Origin of the sequence: uncultured Aggregatibacter sp. (assembly GCF_901873365.1) — a bacterium.
In the GTDB taxonomy this organism is placed as follows: Bacteria; Pseudomonadota; Gammaproteobacteria; order Enterobacterales; family Pasteurellaceae; genus Aggregatibacter.
In genome coordinates this window covers 43,334-64,723 of record NZ_CABFLM010000104.1, presented here as the reverse complement: position 1 = coordinate 64,723, position 21,390 = coordinate 43,334, and the positions used below count along the sequence as shown (strand labels likewise).

Annotated in this window: 18 protein-coding genes; 13 read left to right on the top strand and 5 right to left on the bottom strand. The window is 42.9% G+C overall.

Translation table 11 applies throughout. The features are described 5' to 3' along the window. The first annotated feature begins 14 nt into the window (after positions 1-14). On the top strand, positions 15-539 hold the full coding sequence (locus tag QZ106_RS09160) for a DUF1523 family protein (RefSeq protein ID WP_295976538.1): 525 nt from the start codon (positions 15-17) through the stop codon (positions 537-539). A 27-nt stretch (positions 540-566) separates the two neighbouring features. Here the strand turns inward: QZ106_RS09160 and QZ106_RS09155 are convergent, their stop codons facing one another. The 4 genes from QZ106_RS09155 to udk are packed head-to-tail and all read right to left on the bottom strand — an operon-like array spanning position 567 to position 4,189. After that, positions 567-1,745: a sugar transporter gene (locus QZ106_RS09155; protein ID WP_295976537.1), complete on the bottom strand. Its 1,179-nt coding sequence runs from the start codon at positions 1,743-1,745 to the stop codon at positions 567-569. Continuing rightward, on the bottom strand, positions 1,745-2,944 hold the full coding sequence (locus tag QZ106_RS09150) for a hypothetical protein (protein ID WP_295976536.1): 1,200 nt from the start codon (positions 2,942-2,944) through the stop codon (positions 1,745-1,747). The genes QZ106_RS09155 and QZ106_RS09150 overlap by 1 nt, the downstream gene beginning before the upstream one ends. Then, complete coding sequence (gene dcd, locus QZ106_RS09145; protein WP_295976535.1) at positions 2,945-3,529, bottom strand: dCTP deaminase; 585 nt, start codon at positions 3,527-3,529, stop codon at positions 2,945-2,947. A gap of 9 nt (positions 3,530-3,538) precedes the next feature. After that, positions 3,539-4,189, bottom strand: a complete 651-nt coding sequence (udk, locus tag QZ106_RS09140) for a uridine kinase (protein ID WP_295976534.1) — start codon at positions 4,187-4,189, stop codon at positions 3,539-3,541. A gap of 263 nt (positions 4,190-4,452) precedes the next feature. Here udk and QZ106_RS09135 point away from each other — a divergent pair, with 263 nt between their 5' ends. From QZ106_RS09135 to QZ106_RS09115, 5 genes are all read left to right on the top strand, one after another. Further along, positions 4,453-5,493: an ABC transporter substrate-binding protein gene (locus QZ106_RS09135; protein WP_295976533.1), complete on the top strand. Its 1,041-nt coding sequence runs from the start codon at positions 4,453-4,455 to the stop codon at positions 5,491-5,493. Positions 5,494-5,647: 154 nt separating this feature from the next. Next, positions 5,648-6,682 (top strand): ABC transporter substrate-binding protein, encoded by a 1,035-nt coding sequence (locus QZ106_RS09130; RefSeq protein ID WP_006718951.1) that lies wholly within the window; start codon positions 5,648-5,650, stop codon positions 6,680-6,682. 66 nt (positions 6,683-6,748) lie between these two features. After that, positions 6,749-8,806 (top strand): iron ABC transporter permease, encoded by a 2,058-nt coding sequence (locus tag QZ106_RS09125; RefSeq protein ID WP_295976532.1) that lies wholly within the window; start codon positions 6,749-6,751, stop codon positions 8,804-8,806. A 16-nt stretch (positions 8,807-8,822) separates the two neighbouring features. After that, on the top strand, positions 8,823-9,869 hold the full coding sequence (gene fbpC / locus QZ106_RS09120) for a ferric ABC transporter ATP-binding protein (RefSeq protein WP_295976531.1): 1,047 nt from the start codon (positions 8,823-8,825) through the stop codon (positions 9,867-9,869). A 132-nt stretch (positions 9,870-10,001) separates the two neighbouring features. Continuing rightward, a complete protein-coding gene (locus QZ106_RS09115; protein ID WP_295976530.1) occupies positions 10,002-12,338 on the top strand; it encodes a hypothetical protein in 2,337 nt (778 codons plus the stop codon). 111 nt (positions 12,339-12,449) lie between these two features. On the opposite strand, the gene rho is transcribed toward QZ106_RS09115, so the two are convergent. Then, the gene (gene rho / locus QZ106_RS09110; protein ID WP_021616385.1) at positions 12,450-13,712 is read right to left on the bottom strand and encodes a transcription termination factor Rho; all 1,263 of its coding nucleotides are present in this window, start codon (positions 13,710-13,712) and stop codon (positions 12,450-12,452) included. A 288-nt stretch (positions 13,713-14,000) separates the two neighbouring features. Here rho and rhlB point away from each other — a divergent pair, with 288 nt between their 5' ends. The 7 genes from rhlB to QZ106_RS09075 all read left to right on the top strand — a co-directional run bounded on the left by rhlB (position 14,001) and on the right by QZ106_RS09075 (position 21,332). Continuing rightward, positions 14,001-15,257 (top strand): ATP-dependent RNA helicase RhlB, encoded by a 1,257-nt coding sequence (gene rhlB / locus QZ106_RS09105; RefSeq protein ID WP_295976529.1) that lies wholly within the window; start codon positions 14,001-14,003, stop codon positions 15,255-15,257. A 66-nt stretch (positions 15,258-15,323) separates the two neighbouring features. Beyond that, positions 15,324-15,632, top strand: coding sequence for a ribosome silencing factor (rsfS, locus tag QZ106_RS09100; RefSeq protein WP_021616387.1), 309 nt, complete (start codon positions 15,324-15,326; stop codon positions 15,630-15,632). A gap of 48 nt (positions 15,633-15,680) precedes the next feature. Further along, the gene (rlmH, locus tag QZ106_RS09095) at positions 15,681-16,148 is read left to right on the top strand and encodes a 23S rRNA (pseudouridine(1915)-N(3))-methyltransferase RlmH (protein ID WP_295976528.1); all 468 of its coding nucleotides are present in this window, start codon (positions 15,681-15,683) and stop codon (positions 16,146-16,148) included. Further along, positions 16,149-18,089 carry a penicillin-binding protein 2 gene (gene mrdA / locus QZ106_RS09090; protein WP_295976527.1) on the top strand — a complete coding sequence of 647 codons (1,941 nt, stop codon included), beginning with the start codon at positions 16,149-16,151 and terminating at the stop codon, positions 18,087-18,089. Beyond that, complete coding sequence (gene rodA, locus QZ106_RS09085; RefSeq protein ID WP_295976526.1) at positions 18,076-19,197, top strand: rod shape-determining protein RodA; 1,122 nt, start codon at positions 18,076-18,078, stop codon at positions 19,195-19,197. The genes mrdA and rodA overlap by 14 nt, the downstream gene beginning before the upstream one ends. Before the next feature lie 48 nt (positions 19,198-19,245). Beyond that, positions 19,246-20,118: a septal ring lytic transglycosylase RlpA family protein gene (locus QZ106_RS09080; RefSeq protein ID WP_295976525.1), complete on the top strand. Its 873-nt coding sequence runs from the start codon at positions 19,246-19,248 to the stop codon at positions 20,116-20,118. A 26-nt stretch (positions 20,119-20,144) separates the two neighbouring features. Then, positions 20,145-21,332 (top strand): serine hydrolase, encoded by a 1,188-nt coding sequence (locus QZ106_RS09075; protein ID WP_295976524.1) that lies wholly within the window; start codon positions 20,145-20,147, stop codon positions 21,330-21,332. Positions 21,333-21,390: the final 58 nt, after the last annotated feature.

Below are 21,390 nucleotides of genomic sequence, written 5' to 3'. Positions count from 1 at the left end.
AATAGGACAAAAAGATGAGAAAATTTTTAAAATATTTTTTTATTTCCGTCATTTTTATTTTTCATTTATGCCTTGCTGCAGCGATAAATTATTCGATGCCGAGCTATGATGTCACCAAAGTGACCGGCGTTGAAGTGAAACGGGTGGACAAAGATGGGCCGATTACAAAAGCCAATCCGGCAGACGGCCCGACCCGCGATGTGTATTTTATCAATACGCAACATGAAAATGGTAAAGTGATGGTATATCGCAACGAAGATACTCGTTGGGGTTTTCCGTTCTATTTCAAATTCGGCTCAGCAAATTTACAGGCATTGGCGCAAGCCTTGGGTAATGAAGAAAAAACCGTGGAAATCAAATATTACGGCTGGCGTTTAACAATGTTTGATGAATTCCCGAATGCGTTATCCATAAAAGCAATGGCTGAGACAGATTCGCCCAGCCATCCGATTGTTTCCTATATTCTTTATGTTGTTTTGCTCTTTACGCTCTTTTTCGCGATTCAATTTATCCGTGGTTGGTTTGATAGCGAAAATTAATGTGTTCAGTGGCAAAACCGGCTTTTCCTAGGAACGCGTTTTGCCATAACGCAGATGGATATAGAGAAAGAACATTAGCCCGATCGTTGCAAAGGCGGCACCGGTAAACCCAATACTGGATAAACCGAGGTGCTGCATAACTTGATTGCCAAGTAACGCACCGCCGCCGATACCAATATTGTAGAGTCCGGAATAAATTGCCATCGCTACATCTGTAGCATCCGGTGCCAGTTGTAGCACACGAACCTGCAAACTTAGACCAATCCCTGAAATACCGATTCCCCAGACAAATGCCAACAAATACATGGAAAATTCACTGTGGCTAAAAGGTAATAGCAAGGCTAAAGAAATGACCAAAATTGCCATGGACGTTAAGAGGAATTTTGCCGGTGCTAAACGATGTAAGCGGTTGAAGAGCAGGCTAGCAGTAATGCCGGAAAGCCCAAAAATCAATAAAATTGCCGTGGCAACGCCATTACTCATTTCTCCAATGCGAACAATAAAAGGCTCAATATAACTGTAAGCGGTAAAATGCGCCGAAACGATCAGTATCGTTAACACGTAGAGCCCCACCAAAAGTGAGCGTTTAAATAACGAAGGCACACTGCTTAGCGAACCGGCATTGCGGCTGGCTAAGTGCGGTAGGAAACGATAGAGAAGTAGAAGAAGACAAAACGCTAGAAAAGCGATAATCCCAAAGGCTTCACGCCAACCGAGATATTGTCCGATAATCCGTCCTATCGGCAAGCCAAGCACCATTGCCAATGAGCTTCCCATTGCTAACAGCCCGATGGCTTGTGCTTTTTTATCTTTTGGTGCAACGCGAACGGCAAGTGAGGTGGTAATGGACCAAAAGATTGCGTGCGTAAAAGCAATGCCGATGCGAGAGAGCAACAGCACCCAGAAGTCCCACGCCAACACGGAAAGCACATGGCTTGCCACAAAAATAATCAATAATTTAATGAGTAAACTGCGTCGCTCCAGTTTTGCCGTCATGAGCATAAAAGGTAAGGACATCAGCGACACAATCCACGCATAAATAGTAATCATCAGCCCGGCGTGTTCTACCGGAATCTGAAAACTTTGGGCTATGTCTGAAAGCAAGGCAACCGGTAAGAATTCTGTTGTGTTAAAAACAAAGGCGGCAAATGCCAACAAAACGACACGAAAAAATTTTAAGCGTCGTACGATTTTTAAAGTGGCCATTATTCCCGCCCTAATTTACGTTTAAGAAGATCTTTAAGTTGATTGCGCAAGTTTTTGTCAAATAGCACTTCATATTGTGGTGAGTAGCAATTATTAAAGAAACGCAGGGGCAGAACAAATTCCGAATATTTTTCATTATTTGCTCGAAGCGTTAAATTCACATCACATTGCATGGATTTTAAGTTTACCTGACCGCTTCCTTCCCCTGAAAGTGCGGTGGTTTTTAACAGGATTTTGTCAATCTTCAATTGATTCTCTTGAAGCATAGAACTCATAACAAATTTTTTATATGGCGTTTTGATCGCGTCTTTTTGTTTAACTTCGGCATTCTGCCAATTGATTGGTAAATATTGCCCGGCAAGTTCCAATAAATTCACGCCGGATAACTCGCCATCATGCGCACTAAAATAGAATTTACCGGTTTTTATTCGCGACTGAACGAACTCGGCGGTAATGTCAAAATCCGTGTTGCCGGTGAGCGTATTTGGGAAATTAAATAACGCCAATAAACGTTCGATAGGGTAATTTTTGCCTCGAAAACTGACCGCACTTTGATCGGGAACGCTCGCATAATCTAGGTGTGCGATACAAACGAAACCGCAATCCGAGATAATATCAGCGGTAACATATTTAGTGTCTTTGGATAAATCGACTTCCGCACGGAGAGTGCCTAGCGGTTGTTGGTTTAGCTCAGCGTCTTCAAACACCACCGCAAAGTCTTTTTCGGCGAATCGGGAAATTTCCCCTTTATTGAAACGAAAATGAAAACGTTGTAGATCACCATATAATGGTTTATCCCATTCAAGCGTTAAGGACTGAGGCCCATTGAATTGCACGCGATCTTGGCGAATATTATCCAGACTGAAATCGGAGAAATGTATTTGTATATTCGCTGCATTATGTGCCTTATCGGAAAAACGAATCTTTTGAATATCTAACTGCGCAAGTTGCACATTGCCGGAAATTAACGTGGAAAAATTCAATTTCCCAGTTAACTTCCCGATAGTCACTTGGTTGTGTTTAACCCCATCAAAAGCCACATAGGGCTGCGGGAAAAAGCCAATATGAAGATCTTGAACAACTGTTTTATATTGTGCTAATTTGGTACTGACCGCACTTTCCAGCTTATTCAGTTGAACGTAAAAAAGTGCTGAGATCGCCAACAACACGACCAACGTCATCAGGGCGATCTTTTTCATTTATTTATCCTCGTCAATGCGACTGGCAACCGCGTTTTGTTGATTTTTGTATTTAGCGTCTTTACGGCTGTTATACGGACGTGCCGCTGCACCACTTAACACTTCAAAACTCAAGGCGCCAATCACCATATTCGGACGCAACGCCAACGGCAATTTACCGGAATTATAAAACTCCAACACAATTTTGCCTTCCCAACCCGGATCGATACGATGTGCCGTCACATGCACCATTAAACCCAAACGCGCTAAAGAAGAACGACCGTCCAACCAACCGATAATATTGGCAGGCAGTTTCACCGACTCCAAGGTGGTAGCAAGGGCAAGTACACCGGGGTGCAAAAAGAACGCTTCATCATCAGCAATAATAATTTCATCGCTCATAACCGACTCTAACTGCGCGGAGACTTCTTCTTTCGGCCCACTTAAATCAATATAAGGCGCGGAATGTTCACGAAACACGCGAAAAGAATTCCCCAAACGAACATCAATCGTCGCGCCATTAATTTTATCGTTAGACGGTCGTGGATTCAGAGAAATCAAGCCTTCATCCAGATAACGCTCAATGTCGGTATCACATAATCTCATGCAAGGCTCCTATTTTTGACTTAATAATTGCATAATTTGCGCTTTTAACATATTGATCGCAATGCGGTTTTTCCCTCCGCGTGGGATCACAATGTCAGCGTGTTGTTTAGAGGGTTCGATAAATTGCAGGAACATCGGACGCACAGTAGCACGATATTGATCAATGACGGATTGCAAGGTGCGTCCACGCTCTTCCATGTCGCGCTGTAAACGACGAATAAAGCAAATATCTAACGGCGTATCAATAAACACGGAAATATCTGCCAACTGGCGTACACGTTCGTCTGTGAGTAATAAAATCCCCTCTAAAATCACAATACGTTTTGGCGTGAAATGGGTCACTTCATCGGTTCGGGTATGCTCCACATAACTATACACGGGAATATCAACGGCGTTGCCGGCTTTTAAGGCTTTCAAATGGGCAATAAGCAAATCACGGTCCATAGAATTTGGGTGGTCATAGTTGGTTTTGACCCGTTCAGACATCTCTAAGTGGCTTTGATCTTTGTAATAACTATCTTCTGCAATAATACCGATTTCTTCACAGCCTAATTCATGACAAAGCTCTTTGTGCACCGTAGAGGCGATAGAACTTTTTCCTGAAGCCGAAGCGCCTGCAATGGCGATAATAATACAAGATGATGCTTGATGCTCTGACATACCGTTTCCCTTTCTCTCATTGAGTAAATAAATTAGCGAAATTATAAAGAAAAAAGCGTTTTTTTGACATAAATAGATCCATTTACAAACAATTTTTATACAATTAATTTTTTACGCAACATATTCGCTCATAAAATTCTTCGTTTTGTGAGACTTCTCACATTAATTGAGGGGTATTTTATGTAACATGCAAACCTCGAAAGCACTTGCTTGAGCGCATTTCGTATTACATTTTCATTTTATGAACAATAAAGAGGTACAACATGAAACTAAAATCACTTTCTCTTGCAATTTCAACCGCACTTTTAGCCGGTGGATTACTCGCATCACAAGCTGCAACGGCAAAAGGACGTTTAGTCGTGTATTGTAGTGCGACGAACATTTTATGTGAAACCACCACCAAGGCATTCGGTGAAAAATATGATGTCAAAACCTCCTTTATTCGTAACGGCTCAGGCAGTACCTTTGCCAAAGTAGAAGCGGAAAAAAATAACCCACAAGCCGACGTATGGTTCGGTGGTACATTCGACCCGCAAGCGCAAGCGGCTGAATTAGGTTTAATCGAACCTTACAAATCCAAACATATTGATGAAATCGTAGAACGTTTCCGTGATCCGGCAAAAACCAAAGGCAACTATGTATCCGCCATTTACATGGGGATTTTAGGTTTCGGCGTGAACACAGAACGTCTGGAAATATTAGGCATCAAAGAAGTGCCGAAATGCTGGAAAGACTTAACGGATCCACGTTTGAAAGGCGAAGTACAAATTGCTGACCCTCAAAGTGCCGGTACAGCCTATACTGCGCTTGCCACGTTCGTACAACTTTGGGGCGAAGACAAAGCCTTTGATTTCTTAAAAGCTTTACATCCAAACGTTTCCCAATACACCAAATCCGGCGTCACCCCATCCCGTAACGCGGCTCGCGGTGAAGCGGTTGTTGGTATCGGTTTCTTACACGATTACGCACTTGAAAAACGCAATGGCGCACCATTGGAACTCGTGGTGCCATGTGAAGGCACCGGCTATGAATTAGGTGGCGTGAGCATCTTAAAAGGTGCACGCAATATCGACAACGCGAAATTATTCGTGGATTGGGCGTTGTCTAAAGAAGGTCAAGAATTGGCATGGAAACAAGGCGAATCCTTACAAATCTTAACGAATACAACAGCAGAACAATCCCCAACGGCGTTTGATCCAAACAAATTGAATCTTATCAATTATGACTTTGAAAAATACGGTGCTGCCGAACAACGCAAAGCCTTAATTGAAAAATGGGTACAAGAGGTTAAATTAGCGAAATAACACGCTAAAGTGCGGTCGAAAATTCTTGTATTTTTCTCACCGCACTTTTCTTATATTGATGGCTCGTGCCTCGCGGCGTGAGCCTATCGCCATCATTAGGACGCACATCAACAAAAGTGCGTTACCTCGACATCAAAAACAAAGGAGTGTTGAAATGAAACTCTCAAAAATTGCGTTAGCGCTTTCAGGTGTTGTACTCGGTGGGATGTTATTAAGTGGCAATGCAGCGGCAAAAGGTCGCTTAGTTATTTATTGCAGTGCGCAAAACACCATGTGCGAGCAAGAAGCCATGGCATTTGAGAAAAAATATGATGTAAAAACCAGTTTTATTCGTGGCGGCACGGGCACTATCTTAGCCAAAATCGATGCGGAAAAAGATAACCCTCAAGGTGACGTTTGGTATGGCGGTACAATGGATCCGCATTCCCAAGCGGGTGAAATGGGCTTGTTGGAACCGTATAAATCACCAAATCTGCCACAAATTGTTGAACAATTCCGTGATCCGGCCAAAACGAAAGGTAACTATTCCTCTGCTATCTATCTTGGTGTGTTAGGTTTTGGTGTGAACCCTGAACGTTTACAAAAACTCAATTTGCCAATACCAAAATGCTGGAAAGATTTAGCCGATCCAATGTATCGCAATGAAATTCAAGCGGCGGATCCACAAAGCTCAGGAACCGGCTACACTCAATTAGCCACGTATATTCAGCTTTGGGGCGAAGAAGAAGCCTTCAAGTATTTGAAAGCGTTAAATAAAAACGTCTCGCAATATACCAAATCCGGTAACACAGCAACCCGTAACACCGCCCGTGGCGAAACGGCAATCGGTATCGGCTTTTTACACGAATATTCGTTAGAAAAAGCCAAAGGTGCTCCGGTTGAATTAGTAGTGCCTTGCGAAGGAACTGGTTATGAAATCGGCGGTGTCAGCGTGATCAAAGGCGCACGCAATCTTGAAAATGCCAAACTTTTCGTGGATTGGGCACTATCTAAAGAAGCGCAAGAATTAACATGGCAAAAAGGCGAAGCCTATTCCATTTTAACCAATACCACGGCACAACAATCGCCTTATGCGTTAGATTTTAAATCCGTTAACCTGATTAACTATGATTTTGACAAATACGGCGCCACCGATTTACGTAAACGCCTCATTACTAAATGGGTCGATGATGTCAAATTAGCCAAATAATTGTAGTAAAATTAAAGAAGCAATGCACTGTTGCATTGCTTTACTTTTCTACTAATGCGAGGTTGTATGAACGCAAACAAACTTCCAATAACACATTCTGCTCATTTTTGGATCATTTTATCCTTAATTGCATACTTGGTTTTACCTTCCCACGCCCTAGATTACGGTTTGTTCGATAGCACTGCCGATGAATTCTACGATGCCATGGGGTGGTCGTCTTTTAACATTACCGCCTTTTGGTTCTTACCGGTGATTTTATACGGTTTGTTGCCGTGGCTAAAATTACCCGCCAATACCCAAGCTAAAGCGGAACTTTACTTACTGGCAATAGCCACACTATTCACCTTTATCAGTGCGAGCGTGTTAAAAATCAGTATGGGTTATTCGGTCATCGTTTTACTCATCGGTTTCACCGCACTTGCCACGCTATCGCTTGCCAAGTTGAAAATCATGCAAGGCGATAAATTTATTATCGCATCTCTGCTTTGCATTATTTTGCTGATTTTTTTCTTCATCGTGTATCCAACCTTGGCGATTTTTGTCTCTATGTTCTACGACGGGGACACCTTTGCCCCACAACAAGTAATGCGTATTTTGACGCAAAGCTACATTGTGCGCGTCATCAGTAACTCCTTATTCCTATCCGGTTTCGTGGGTATCGTTTCTACGGTGTTCGGTTTAGCCTTTGCTCTTTACACGACCCGTATTGCGCGCCGTACCGCATTTATCGGTAAAATCTTCTCTATTTTGCCGATTGTTACACCACCGTTTGTCGTTGGGTTAGGGGTGACTTTAATGCTGGGTCGTTCCGGTTATGTGACCGAGTTTTTATCCACCAATTTCGGTTTCACCAACCACAACTGGTTATACGGTTTTAACGGTATCGCCATTGCACAAATTTTGGCATTTGCGCCAATTTCCTTCATGATTTTAGATGGCGCATTAAAATCCGTGCATCCGTCCATTGAAGAAGCGTCTTATACGTTGCGTGCTAACCGTTATCAAACCTTCTATAACATCATTTTCCCGTTACTGCGCCCTGCCTTGGCGAACTCGTTCCTCATCGTGTTCATCCAATCGCTCGCCGACTTTAGTAACCCGTTGGTGTTGGGTGGTAGCTTCGATGTGATTGCAACGCAAATTTACTTCTATATTGCCGGTTCACAATTAGATTACGCCTCCGCCAGTACCCTTGGCTCCATGTTGTTAATCTTCTCCTTGGCGATTTTTATCATTCAATATTTATGGATTGGTAACCGCTCTTATGTGACCGTTTCCGGTAAATCTTATCGCGGCGATGTACAAGAACTCCCTGCCGGCTTGAAATACACGATTATTTTCATGCTCGGCTCTTGGGTTATCTTCAACCTTGCTTTATACGGCAGTATTTTCTACGGAAGCTTCACCGTCAACTGGGGGGTGGACTATACCTTAACCTTGAAGAACTATGCCATGTTGTTCGGACAAGGATTGAGTGATGGTGCATGGCCTTCCTTAATTAATACCTTAATTTACGCTGGTATCGCGGCACCACTTACCGCCATTTTTGGTTTATTAATTGCCTATATTGTGGTGCGTAAAGACTTCCAAGGGAAAAAATCCCTCGAATTCTTAACCATGCTTTGTTTTGCCGTACCGGGCACCGTGGCGGGGGTCTCTTACATTCTTGCCTTTAACAATGCGCCAATGTACATCACCGGCACCAGCATTATCGTAGTGATCTCCATGGTGATGCGTGATTTGCCAATTGGTATGCGTGCGGCGATTGCGGGCTTGGGACAACTCGATAAATCCTTAGACGAGGCCTCTCTTTCTCTGAAAGGTAGCTCATGGAAAACCCTGTGGTATATCGTGTTACCATTATTAAAACCGGCCTTGCTTTCTGCACTTGTCACCAGTTTCGTGCGTGCCATGACAACAGTAAGTGCAATCATCTTCTTGGTGACTGCGGATACCCGTGTAGCAACCGCATACATCCTAAACCGTGTCGAAGACGGTGAGTATGGGATTGCCATTGCATATGGCTCTATCTTAATTGTGGTAATGATGGCGATTATTTTGTTCTTCGACTGGATTGTCGGTGACACCCGCATTTCCCGTTCCAAAGCGAAAAAAATGAATTAAGTTGTAGGTAAAAAATATGAGTAATGATTTCTTAGTATTAAAAAATGTCACGAAAGCCTTTGGCAAATCTGTGGTAATTGATGATTTGGATTTAACCATTAAACGCGGCACCATGGTGACGTTGCTTGGTCCATCCGGTTGCGGTAAAACGACCATCTTGCGTTTAGTTGCCGGTCTTGAAAACCCAACCTCCGGACAAATTTTCATTGACGGTGAAGACGTAACCAAATCGTCCATTCAAAATCGCGATATTTGTATCGTGTTCCAATCTTATGCATTATTCCCACACATGAGCATCGGCGATAACGTGGGCTACGGCTTACGCATGCAAAACGTCAGCAAGGAAGAGCGTAAACAGCGCGTTAAAGAAGCCTTGGAATTGGTGGATTTGGCTGGGTTTGAAGATCGTTATGTGGACCAAATTTCCGGTGGTCAACAACAACGTGTGGCGCTTGCTCGTGCGCTTGTTCTCAAACCAAAAGTCTTACTGTTCGATGAGCCTTTAAGTAACCTTGATGCTAACTTACGTCGCGCAATGCGGGAAAAAATCCGTGAATTACAACAAAGCCTTGGCATCACCTCTTTATACGTTACCCATGACCAAACGGAAGCCTTTGCGGTATCGGATGAAGTCATCGTGATGAATAAAGGCAAAATCATGCAAAAAGCACCGGCAAAAGATCTGTATCAACGCCCGAACTCCTTATTCTTGGCTAACTTCATGGGCGAATCCAGTATTTTCCCTGCAAAATTGCAAGGCAATACCGTTAACATTCATGGCTATGAACTTGCCTTAAATAATGCGGCGCAATTTAATTTACCGGACGGTGATTGTTTGGCTGGCGTTCGCCCGGAAGCCGTTTATCTCCATGAAACCGGCACAGAAGCCCAACGTTGCACGATTAAAAGTGCGGTGTACATGGGCAACCATTGGGAAGTTGTGGCGATATGGCATGGTCAAGATTTGTTGATTAACTGCCGTCCGGAACAGTTCAACCCGGCATTGCAAGAAGCCTATGTGCATCTTTCCGAGCAAGGCATTTTCTTGTTAAAAAATCAGTAAAAATTAAAAAATAATTGAAATTTTAACCGCACTTTGTATTCAAAAGAGTAAAGTGCGGTTATTATTTACGGCACTTTTAAAATTGACGTGATCAATTCGTCTAAACGTTTTTCATCTAAGTTTGAGAATAACATGAGTAAAAAAAGAAAAGTTACTTTAACCCTTGCTTCCATCCTTGTTGCACTGGGTGGGGGCGCGCAGTTTTATACCAACCAGCAAGTGGATCGGGTTTTGCAAAAATTCCCTTATTCTTTAGATAATCAGCTCAGCCTTCATGTCACCGAAACGGGAAATCATTTTTTTAGTCGAGACCTCACATTTAGCTTGGAAAATAGTGAGGGTAAGCGCACAGAGGTGATTTCGACTAAACTGACGGCGTTGCCTTTTTTTATTACGGCAGAATCTCAGCTTTCCGAACAGTTGGTGCGTCAATTAAATAAAAATCTTAATATCACGCTTGATAAAAACACCATTAACAGCAAATTTTCTCCGGTAGGTGATTATTTGCAATCGGATCTTGTTACTGAATTTCGTGATTTTACGAACAAAACGCAAACGCTTTCTGTGCTATTTAACTTTGATCCAAGTAGCAAAAATATCAAGGTGAAATCCACGCTGAGCGGATTTAATTATGATAAAAACAGCAAATTAGAACAGCTGCAAGGGCATGCGCAATTACAGCGGGTCGATGATAATGAATATGCTATTCGGCTATTAGAACTGAATGCCAAGCAAGTTGAGGTGGATTTATTAAATGGTGAAAACACGAAAATTCAGTTAAAAAACGCCGTTTATCGTCTTGATGTCAAACCGCATCCCGAGATACAGCAACGAGATTTATTGACACAATTTAATAGTGAAACTTTCCAAATTACCGATAAAGCGCATAAGGCAGAGGAAAATCCAACGATTGTGCGTGGCTTATCACTGAATCTTGAGCAACAAGGCGTGCAAAGTGCGGTGGATTTTGCCAGTGAATTTAATGCATTGAACAATCAGCCGAGTGTTAAAAATGCCGTGAATTTTGTCATTGGTGTGCTGACCCATAATGACCGTTTTAACGGTTCGCTGTCGGTGAAATCCATTGACGTGCCGAAAGATCAGCAGCCTTATTTTTCTTTAAAGGACACTGCACTCCAGCTTGAATTAAACAATACGGACCTTGCCAAAGCCGGTATTTCATTGCAATTAAAGGCAGCCGATGTCAAACAAACTCCGGCAGAACCAGCGAAACAATGGCAACTTAGCGGTGCGGATATTCGCTATCAACTGGATGACTATCCGTTACAAAATGAATTCGCGTTTATTCCGTTTTATTTAGAAGCGCTGGCGACCAAAACACCACCAAAAGAAGCGAGTCAAGCATTATCCGCCTTGAGAGATCAATGGGTGAAGTCCATGGAAGATAAGGCACATTGGGAGATGACGCTGAAGGCTTTTCGCTATGATGATGTAGCGTTGGAGGCGTTGGCGGTAAACGGTGATGCGAAGGTGGAAAATCAACATTATTACGGGACATCGCACCTTTCATTGAAAACGTTAGCCTTGCCTGATTTGCAAGTGCAACTTGAGGGATTGCAGATAAATATGCCGATGGTGCTAAACAATTACCCTCGGTTAGCAATAACGCAATTCTGTATGGGAATGCATAGTCTCTTGTGTACTGCGTATTTTCCACCGGAAAGTTATAAGAAAATGTTCGATGATCTCTGGGCTACACTGGATCTGTCAACAGAGAGCACAACGGTAGCATTGAATCTCAATACCTATCCGACAACCAAAGCTTATCCTGTGAACCTTGCTCTTAAAGGGGCGGTATCTGTGCTACAGGAGAGTAAAAAGTCTGCTGGGTTGTTTAAGCAAAATCTTAAGGGAAAAATGACGTTTTCATTTGATAAGGCGCTACTAGATGATACACAGGAAGCTGCGTCAACAATCAAAAAGAATTCGATGTTTTGGCAATCATGGCAGACGGAACTCAAACCCGAAGGTAAGCTGATACCTCTTTTCACTGAGCAAGATGGAAAGTATGTCATGACCTTGGAAAAGGACAAGGAATGGCTTGTGAACGGTAAAACGTTAGAGGCGATTCGTCAGGAACGTCTTGCTCAGGCGGAAGCTGAACGGAAAGCCGCGGCTGAACAGGAAGCACTTGAACAAGAAACGCTTCAGAAAGCTGAACAACATGAAACGGAAACGCCTGTGGTGTTAGAGGAGTCGAATAAAGCGGATGAAACGGTTAATCCTCCTGTGGTAGCGATAGAAGCAACGAAAGACTCGGCTGCACTACAGGATTCCGGTAAACCGGAGGTAAAGGAACATTCCGCGAATGAAAGTGCGGTTCAAGAAAATCCTGTTAAAGAGGATGTCGTTCAAAAATCAGAAAGCGTTGAAACCCATAAAGAAAATGTTGAAACGAGCAAGGAAAAGGAAGTAAATAAGGGAAAAGACATCAACAAGGAAAAGTAGAAAAATCGGCGACAACGTCTCATTAAAAGAGACACTAAAAAGGGCTTGATTCATATCAAGCCCTTTGTTTATCTCATGTACTGAATACGCATTCAGTATTTCAAAGATTCATTATGAACGTTTCATAATTTCAAAGAAGGCTTCGTTGGTTTTTGCCACAGCGAGTTTGTCGATAAGGAATTCCATCGCTTCCACTTCGCCCATTGGGTTAAGGATTTTGCGTAGGATCCACATTTTTTGTAGTTCGTCAGGGGTGGTGAGCAAGTCTTCTTTACGGGTGCCTGAACGATTAAAGTCGATAGCCGGGAATACGCGTTTTTCCGCGATCTTACGAGAAAGATGCAATTCCATGTTACCGGTACCTTTAAATTCTTCGAAGATCACTTCATCCATTTTGGAGCCGGTATCTACTAATGCGGTGGCGATAATCGTTAAGCTACCGCCTTCTTCCACGTTACGCGCGGCCCCGAAGAAACGTTTTGGACGGTGTAATGCGTTGGCGTCCACACCACCGGATAAAATCTTACCGGATGCCGGAGTCACGGTGTTATAAGCGCGCGCCAAACGGGTAATGGAGTCGAGTAAAATCACCACGTCTTTTTTGTGTTCTACAGAACGTTTGGCTTTTTCGATCACCATTTCTGCCACTTGAACGTGACGGGTTGCCGGTTCATCGAAAGTAGAAGCAATCACTTCTCCTTTTACGGAGCGTTGCATTTCCGTAACTTCTTCAGGGCGCTCATCGATCAATAACACAATAAGTTCCACGTCAGGGTAGTTGTGGGTAATGCTTTGTGCAATATTTTGCAACAACATGGTTTTCCCCGCTTTCGGTGGCGCGACGATCAAACCACGTTGGCCTTTCCCGATAGGGGCGGCTAAATCTAAAATTCGGGCGGTTAAATCTTCGGTAGAGCCGTTGCCGCGTTCCATTCTTAAACGGGAGTTGGCATGTAATGGGGTTAAGTTTTCGAAAAGGATTTTGCTGCGGGAGACTTCCGGTTTGTCGTCATTGACTTGGTCAACTTTAAGGAGGGCAAAGTAGCGTTCGCCTTCTTTTGGCGGTCGAATTTTCCCTTCGATTTTATCCCCGGTTTGCAAATTGAAACGACGGATTTGGCTTGGCGAAACGTAGATGTCATCCGGGCCGGCTAAATAGGAACTGTCTGCCGAACGTAGAAATCCAAAACCATCCGGTAAAATTTCCAAAACGCCACCACCGAAAATATCTTCTCCGCCTTTCGCATGTTGTTTCAAAATGGCAAAAACGATGTCTTGTTTGCGTAAACGGGCTAAATTTTCCAAGCCCATTTGTCCTTCGCCAAGTCTCACAAGATCGGAAACAGGCATATTTTTAAGTTCTGTAAGATGCATAGTTAATTTGAGAGTTGTTTAGATTTGATATTTAGATATAAATAAAAAGAGGTGATTTTGAAATTGGTGCGTAAATTAGCATTAAATTACTAGCCTGTCTAGTTTTAAACGGTCTTTTTCCAATTTTATTAAGCAGGAAAAATCGAAAGTGCGGTTCTTTTTAGCGGTGTTTTTTGAGGGATATTTCGTATTTCACAGTAGCCATTAAATTAATTGTGCCGAATTTTTGGGGATTTTTCCCGTTCATGCTATGCTTAGCGCCAATTTTTTATGATTGAATTGATGATTATGCAAGAGAATTATTTAAGTTCGGCACGTTTTGCCGATTTACCGTTGCATCCTTTGGTACTGCAAGCATTAACGATAAATGGGTTTGAATTTTGTACGCCAATTCAGGCGTTGTCCTTGCCGGTAACATTGCAAGGAAAAGATGTGGCAGGGCAAGCGCAAACCGGCACGGGAAAAACCATCGCATTTTTGACCGCACTTTTTCACCATTTATTAACTCACCCAACCGAGACGGATAAGAATCAACCGCGTGCGTTGATTTTGGCACCGACCCGTGAATTGGCGGTGCAAATTGAACATGATGCACAGATTTTCTTAAAAACAACGAAATTTAAGACCGCACTTGCTTATGGTGGTGATGGCTATGACAAGCAATTAAAAGCCATCGAAAACGGCGTGGATGTGCTTATTGGCACAACCGGACGCGTCATTGATTATGTGAAGCAGGGCATTATCCGCTTGGATCAGATTCAAACCGTGGTGTTGGATGAAGCGGATCGGATGTTTGATTTAGGTTTTATTCGCGATATTCGTTATTTGTTGCGTAAATGTCCGCCTCCGCAACAACGTCTGACGATGCTGTTTTCCGCCACGCTGTCTTACAAAGTGCGCGAACTCGCTTTTGAAGATATGAATGATCCGGAATACGTGGAAATTGAGCCGGAACAAAAAACCGGGCAGCAAATTAAAGAAGAATTATTTTACCCGTCTAACCAGGATAAAATTCCGCTATTGCTCACCTTGTTGGAGGAGGAATGGCCGGAGCGTTGCATTATCTTCGCTAATACGAAACATCAATGTGAGGCGATTTGGGGTTATTTAGCCGCGGATGGGCATCGTGTCGGTTTGTTAACCGGCGATGTGGCGCAGAAAAAACGCCTTTCTTTGTTGAAACAATTTACCGATGGCGAGTTGGATATTTTAGTGGCGACCGATGTGGCGGCACGTGGATTACACATTGCAGAGGTTACACACGTGTTCAACTATGATTTGCCGGATGATCGGGAAGATTATGTTCATCGCATTGGGCGTACCGGCCGTGCGGGCGAAAGTGGGATTTCCATTAGCTTTGCGTGTGAACAATACGCCATGAATCTCCCGGCGATTGAAGAATACATTGGGCACAGCATTCCGGTGAGTCAATATGATCCGAATGCGTTGTTGCAGGATATTCCAAAGCCTTATCGCTTGAAACGGGAAGGCAATTCTAGCACGCCGAACAATCAACGTCGTAAGCCGTTTCGCGCGAAACGCTAGCCAAAGGATTGGCGTTGATTTTATTCAATGCTAAAATTCGCCGTTTTTTTGAATTGAGGAGAAAATATGTCGTTAGTCGAGTTTGTGGTGAATAAATTAGAGGATTTAAAAGCCACGGACATTTTACCGTTAAACGTAAAAGGGAAGTCATCTATCACCGATACCATGATTTTATGCACCGGCACCTCTTCCCGTCATGTGTCTTCCTTGGCGCAGAAATTAATCACCGAATGTAAGCTTGCCGGCATTGATGTGTTTGGCGATGAAGGCAAAGAAACGGCTGATTGGGTCGTTGTGGATTTAGGTGAAGCTATTGTACATATCATGCAGGCGGAAAGCCGCGAAATGTATCAACTGGAAAAACTTTGGGCATAGGGCACATAAAGTGCGGTCGTTTTTTACGACGTTTTTTGAGGCGCGAGGATGAAAATTCAGTTAATTGCCGTTGGAACCAAAATGCCGGCGTGGGTAACCACAGGCTTTGAGGAATACCAACGTCGCTTTCCCAAAGATATGCCTTTTGAATTGATTGAAATACCTGCCGGTAAGCGGGGCAAAAACGCGGATATTAAACGGATTTTGGAACAGGAAGGCAAAGCCATGTTGACTTCGGCCGGAAAGGGCAAAATCGTAACATTGGATATTCCCGGCAAACCGTGGACCACCGAACAATTAGCGCAACAGCTGGAAGGTTGGAAAAATGACGGGCGAGATGTCTGTTTACTTATCGGCGGGCCGGAAGGACTTTCACCTGAATGCAAGGCTGCCGCTGAACAAAGTTGGTCATTATCGCCTTTAACCTTGCCACATCCGTTAGTGCGCGTGGTTGTCGCAGAGAGCTTATACCGTGCGTGGTCGTTAACCACCAATCATCCTTATCATCGAGAATAAATGAACTTAAAAAAATTATTGTCGCAACCACAATACGATCCGATTCGTGATAAAAAGGCCGAGCGCAATTTATTTGCTCGTCGCGCCTTGGTGTCATTTATCGGGGTGTTGGCGTTATCAGTAATTTTAATCTTAAATCTTTACGATTTGCAGGTGGTGAATTACGACAGCTATCAAACCCGTTCTAATGGCAATCGAATTAAATTGTTGCCGTTACCGCCGACACGTGGGTTGATTTATGATCGTAATGGGCAAATTTTAGCTGAAAATTTAACCTTTTTCGGATTGTATATTGTGCCGGAAAAAGTGGAAAATTTAGACCGCACTTTTGAAGAATTGAAAGTGTTGGTCGGTTTAACTGATACGGATATCGAGAACTTTAAAAAAGAACGGCAACGTTCTTCACGCTATACCCCGATTTTATTAAAGCCTAATTTGACGGAAGAGCAAATCGCGCGTTTTTCAGTAAACCAATACAATTTTCCAAGCTTGGATGTGAAACCTTATTTCAAACGGCACTATTTATACGGCGAGCCGTTAACGCACATTTTAGGGTATGTCTCTAAAATTAACGATCGTGATGTCGAACGATTAAAAAAAGAAGAAAAATTTGCCAACTATTCAGGCACGCACGATTTAGGTAAGTTAGGTATTGAACGTTATTATGAAGATGCGTTGCATGGCACCACCGGTTTTGAAGAAGTGGAAGTGAATAGTCGCGGCAAAGTGATTCGTAAATTACGCGAACAACCGGCTGTCGCCGGCAAGAGCATTCATCTGACGATTGATTTAAATTTGCAGCTTTATATTACCGATCTCTTGGCGGGGCAAAAAGGGGCAGTTGTGGTGATGGATCCGAAAGATAACAGCGTATTAGCGATGGTTTCAGTGCCAAGTTATGATAATAATTTGTTTGTAGATGGTATTTCCGGTGAAGATTACCGTCGTTTATTAAATGATCCGAATCGCCCCTTGTATAGTCGTGTGACCCAAGGCGCATATCCGCCGGCATCGACGGTGAAACCGTTTATTGCGGTATCGGCGTTGCAGGAGAACGTGATTACGCCGGAAATGACCATTTCTGACCCCGGTTACTGGGTGTTGCCGAATACCACAAAACGCTTCCGTGATTGGCGTCGTGGCGGGCATGGTATGACGGATTTGAATAAGGCAATTACCGAATCGTCGGATACCTATTTTTATCAAACCGCCTATAATTTAGGCATTGATCGTTTATCCGGTTGGATGAAACGGTTTGGCTTTGGTGTGCCGACCGGTATTGATATTCAAGAGGAAACCAGTGCTAATATGCCCACTCGGGAATGGAAACAGAAACGTTACAAAAAACCTTGGGTGCAAGGTGATACGATTTCTGTGGGAATTGGGCAAGGGTATTGGACGGCTACGCCACTTCAATTAGCGAAAGCCACCAGTATATTAGTGAATAACGGTAAAGTCATGACGCCTCATTTAATGAAACGTATTGAGGGAACAACGATTGAACCTTATCAAGATCCGAAATTATACGCTGATATTACCGAGCCTAAGCAATATTATTGGGATGTCGCAAAACGCGGCATGTATAACGTCGTGAACTCGGCGGCAGGTACCGGTCGTAAAGCGTTTGCCGGTGCGCCTTATCGGGTGGCAGGCAAATCCGGCACGGCGCAAGTATTTAGTTTAAAAGAAAATCAAAGTTATAATGCCGGTGCGCTAAAAAAAGAATTACATGACCATGCGTGGTTTACTGCTTTTGCACCCTATGACAACCCCAAAGTGGTGGTGTCCATTATTTTAGAAAATGCCGGAGGCGGGTCAAGTAATGCCGCACCGCTGGTGAGAAAAATCATGGATTATTATTTTAGACAGACAAGTGAACCGCTCATGGGCGAACCCACTGACTTTATGCCGGCAGGAGTATCAACAAATGAAAATGAATGAGCGTCAGGTTTGGCAGAAATTATGGCGTCGCCTGCACATTGATTTGTGGTTATTTATTGGTCTAGTCGTGATTACCGGTTACGGCATGCTGGTGTTATATAGCGCGTCCGGCGCGAATGAGGCGATGTTTCAGAGCCGTATTATTCAGGTTGTTTTAGGGTTTGCGGTCATGCTCGTAATGGCACAGCTTTCGCCTAATTTTTATAAGCGCATTGCACCTTATTTATTTGGGCTTGGAATTGCGATGCTCATTTTAGTGGATTTAATTGGGACAACGAGTAAGGGCGCGCAACGGTGGTTAGATTTAGGGATCGTGCGTTTTCAGCCGTCGGAGATTGTGAAGTTAGCGGTGCCATTAATGGTGGCAGTATATTTAGGGAATCGCCCACAACCGATTAAACTGAAAGAAACCTTTATTGCCTTAATCATTATTATTGTGCCGACCCTGCTGGTGGCAGTTCAGCCGGATTTAGGGACTTCCGTGTTGGTTAGCGGCTCAGGGTTATTTGTGATATTTTTGGCGGGGATGAGTTGGTGGCTGATTTTAGCCGCCATCATCGGGCTTGCCGGCTTTATCCCTATTATGTGGTTTTACTTAATGCACGATTATCAACGTGCTCGCGTATTAACCCTTTTTGATCCGGAAAAAGATTTATTGGGAGCGGGATACCACATTTGGCAGTCCAAAATTGCTATCGGTTCAGGTGGCTTATGGGGTAAAGGCTGGATGCAAGGCACGCAATCCCAATTAGAATTTTTACCGGAACCGCATACGGATTTCATTTTTGCTGTATTAAGTGAAGAATATGGCATGGTGGGCTTTTTAATTTTACTAGCGATTTACTTATTTATTATTGCGCGCGGTCTCATGATTGGTGTGAGTGCACAAAGTGCATTCGGACGCATTTTAGTTGGCGCATTAACGTTAATTTTCTTTGTTTACGTTTTTGTGAATATTGGTATGGTCAGTGGCATTTTACCGGTGGTAGGCGTGCCGTTGCCGTTGGTGAGTTATGGCGGCACCTCTTATGTGGCGATTATGGCAGGTTTCGGACTAATTATGTCGATTCATACTCACAAAGAACACTTTCTGAAGGGAACTCATTAAGTTTTCAGTTTTCTTAGTTAGATAACTCGACAGAAGGGGATAACTTCTATGAATATAAAACAAACTGTAACATACGTGCTTTTTTTGTTTCTGTGTTTGACCGCACTTTCTGTGCAAGCGGAAACTAAAAAATTATATGGGATACAAGGGCCGAGTTTAATCTATCGTCAGTTATCTAACTCGCCTAAAACCTATGAAGTCAATGGTGAAGTCTATGTAACGCATCCACCTGAATCTGCCAAGGAATATACGAAAAAAGGTATTGCAAGTTATTATCATCATAAATTTAATGGACGCCCGACTTCAACGGGGGAGCCTTATGATTCCACCCTATACACGGCAGCCCATAAGACACTGCCGCTTAATTCTTATGCGGTAGTGACTAATATGTATAACAAGCGGAAAGTCATTGTACGGATTAATGACAGAGGACCGTTTGCTAAAGATCGCATTATTGATTTATCCCATGCGGCGGCAAAGGAAATCGGGATTGTGAATTATGGAATGGGGTTAGTTAAGATTGAAGCCCTTCACGTGCATACCAATGGCGATATTTCCGGGCCGGGGAGTGCCACATTGGCAAAATCAGCAAAAAATGTGGAGGGCTTAAAACGGTTAAAACCCAATGCTAAAAATAATGCTTCCACCGATGAAAACCGTATTGCCAAAAAGGATAAGGCAGGGAATAAAAAAGAAAGTTATAAAGTCAAGATGGTGAATATTCCCAGCAAAAAAGAGGCTGAAAAAATCATTAAGCAATTATCATCAAAAAATATTAAAGCGGAAATGATTGCGCAGGGTAAAAAATACAATGTTCACTTTGGCCCTTTTAAATCAAAAAATGAAATAGAAAAACTCAAAACACAATTGAGACAATGGAAACATTCCGAGCCTTTAATTGTGTATGCTTACAATAAATAATGACCTAATCTAGGATGTTTAATATTATGTTTTATCATATCGCGACAAAAACAAAAATCGCACTTTTTACCGGAATGCTCAGTGCCTCCTTTATCGCAAATGCAAATGACGTAGCCTACGATGTAACTACGCCACAAATTAACGCACAAACCTATATTTTAATGGACTACAATTCCGGTGCGGTGTTAGCGGCATTGAATCCGGATCAAAGACAATATCCCGCCTCATTAACCAAAATGATGACTAGCTATGTCGTGGGGCAAGCATTAAAACAGGGAAAAATCCATAGCACAGATATGGTAACCATTGGGGAAAGCGCATGGGGGAAAAATTTCCCGGGCTCCTCAAAAATGTTCTTAAATTTAAACCAACAGGTTTCCGTAGCAGATCTGAATCGTGGGATTATTATCGTGTCAGGAAATGATGCTTGTGTTGCTATGGCAGAGCATATTTCCGGTAATACCGCCAACTTTATTGAGAGCATGAACAAATATGTGCGTCAGTTTGGGTTAAAAAATACGAATTTTACGACAGTGCATGGCTTAGACGAAGAAGGGCAGTATTCTTCAGCACGTGATATGGCGATTATTGGTTCACATATTATTCATGATTTGCCGGAAGAATATAAAATTTATGCGGAAAAAGAATTTACCTTTAACAAAATTAAGCAACCAAACCGCAACGGTTTATTATGGGATAAAACCATTAATGTAGATGGGATGAAAACCGGTCATACAGATAAAGCCGGTTATAATCTGGTGGCTTCAGCGACGAACCCGAATAATATGCGCTTAATTTCTGTCGTGATGGGTGTGCCGACTTACAAAGGGCGAGAAGTGGAAAGCAAAAAATTATTACAATGGGGTTTTGCGAACTTTGAGACCTTTAAAACATTAGAAGCTGGTAAACCGATTTCAGAACAGCGTGTCTATTATGGCGATGAAAATAACGTGCAATTAGGTGTGTTGCAAGATGGATTTATTACCATCCCGAAAGGTAAAAATACCGAATTGAAAGCACGCTATGAGTTGGATAAAAAATATCTCGAAGCGCCACTTGCTAAAGGTCAAGTCGTCGGGAAAGTCGTTTACCAACTGGATGGAAAAGATGTTGCCAGTTTAAACTTGCAAGTGATGCAAGAAGTCAAAGAAGCGGGGATATTAGGTCGCGTTTGGGATTGGCTGGTCTTGACGATTAAAAGTTTATTTAGTTAGGTTTAAAATCTTGGCAGAAACGACCGCACTTTTTGATTTTTTGATGTCATCAGCGGTG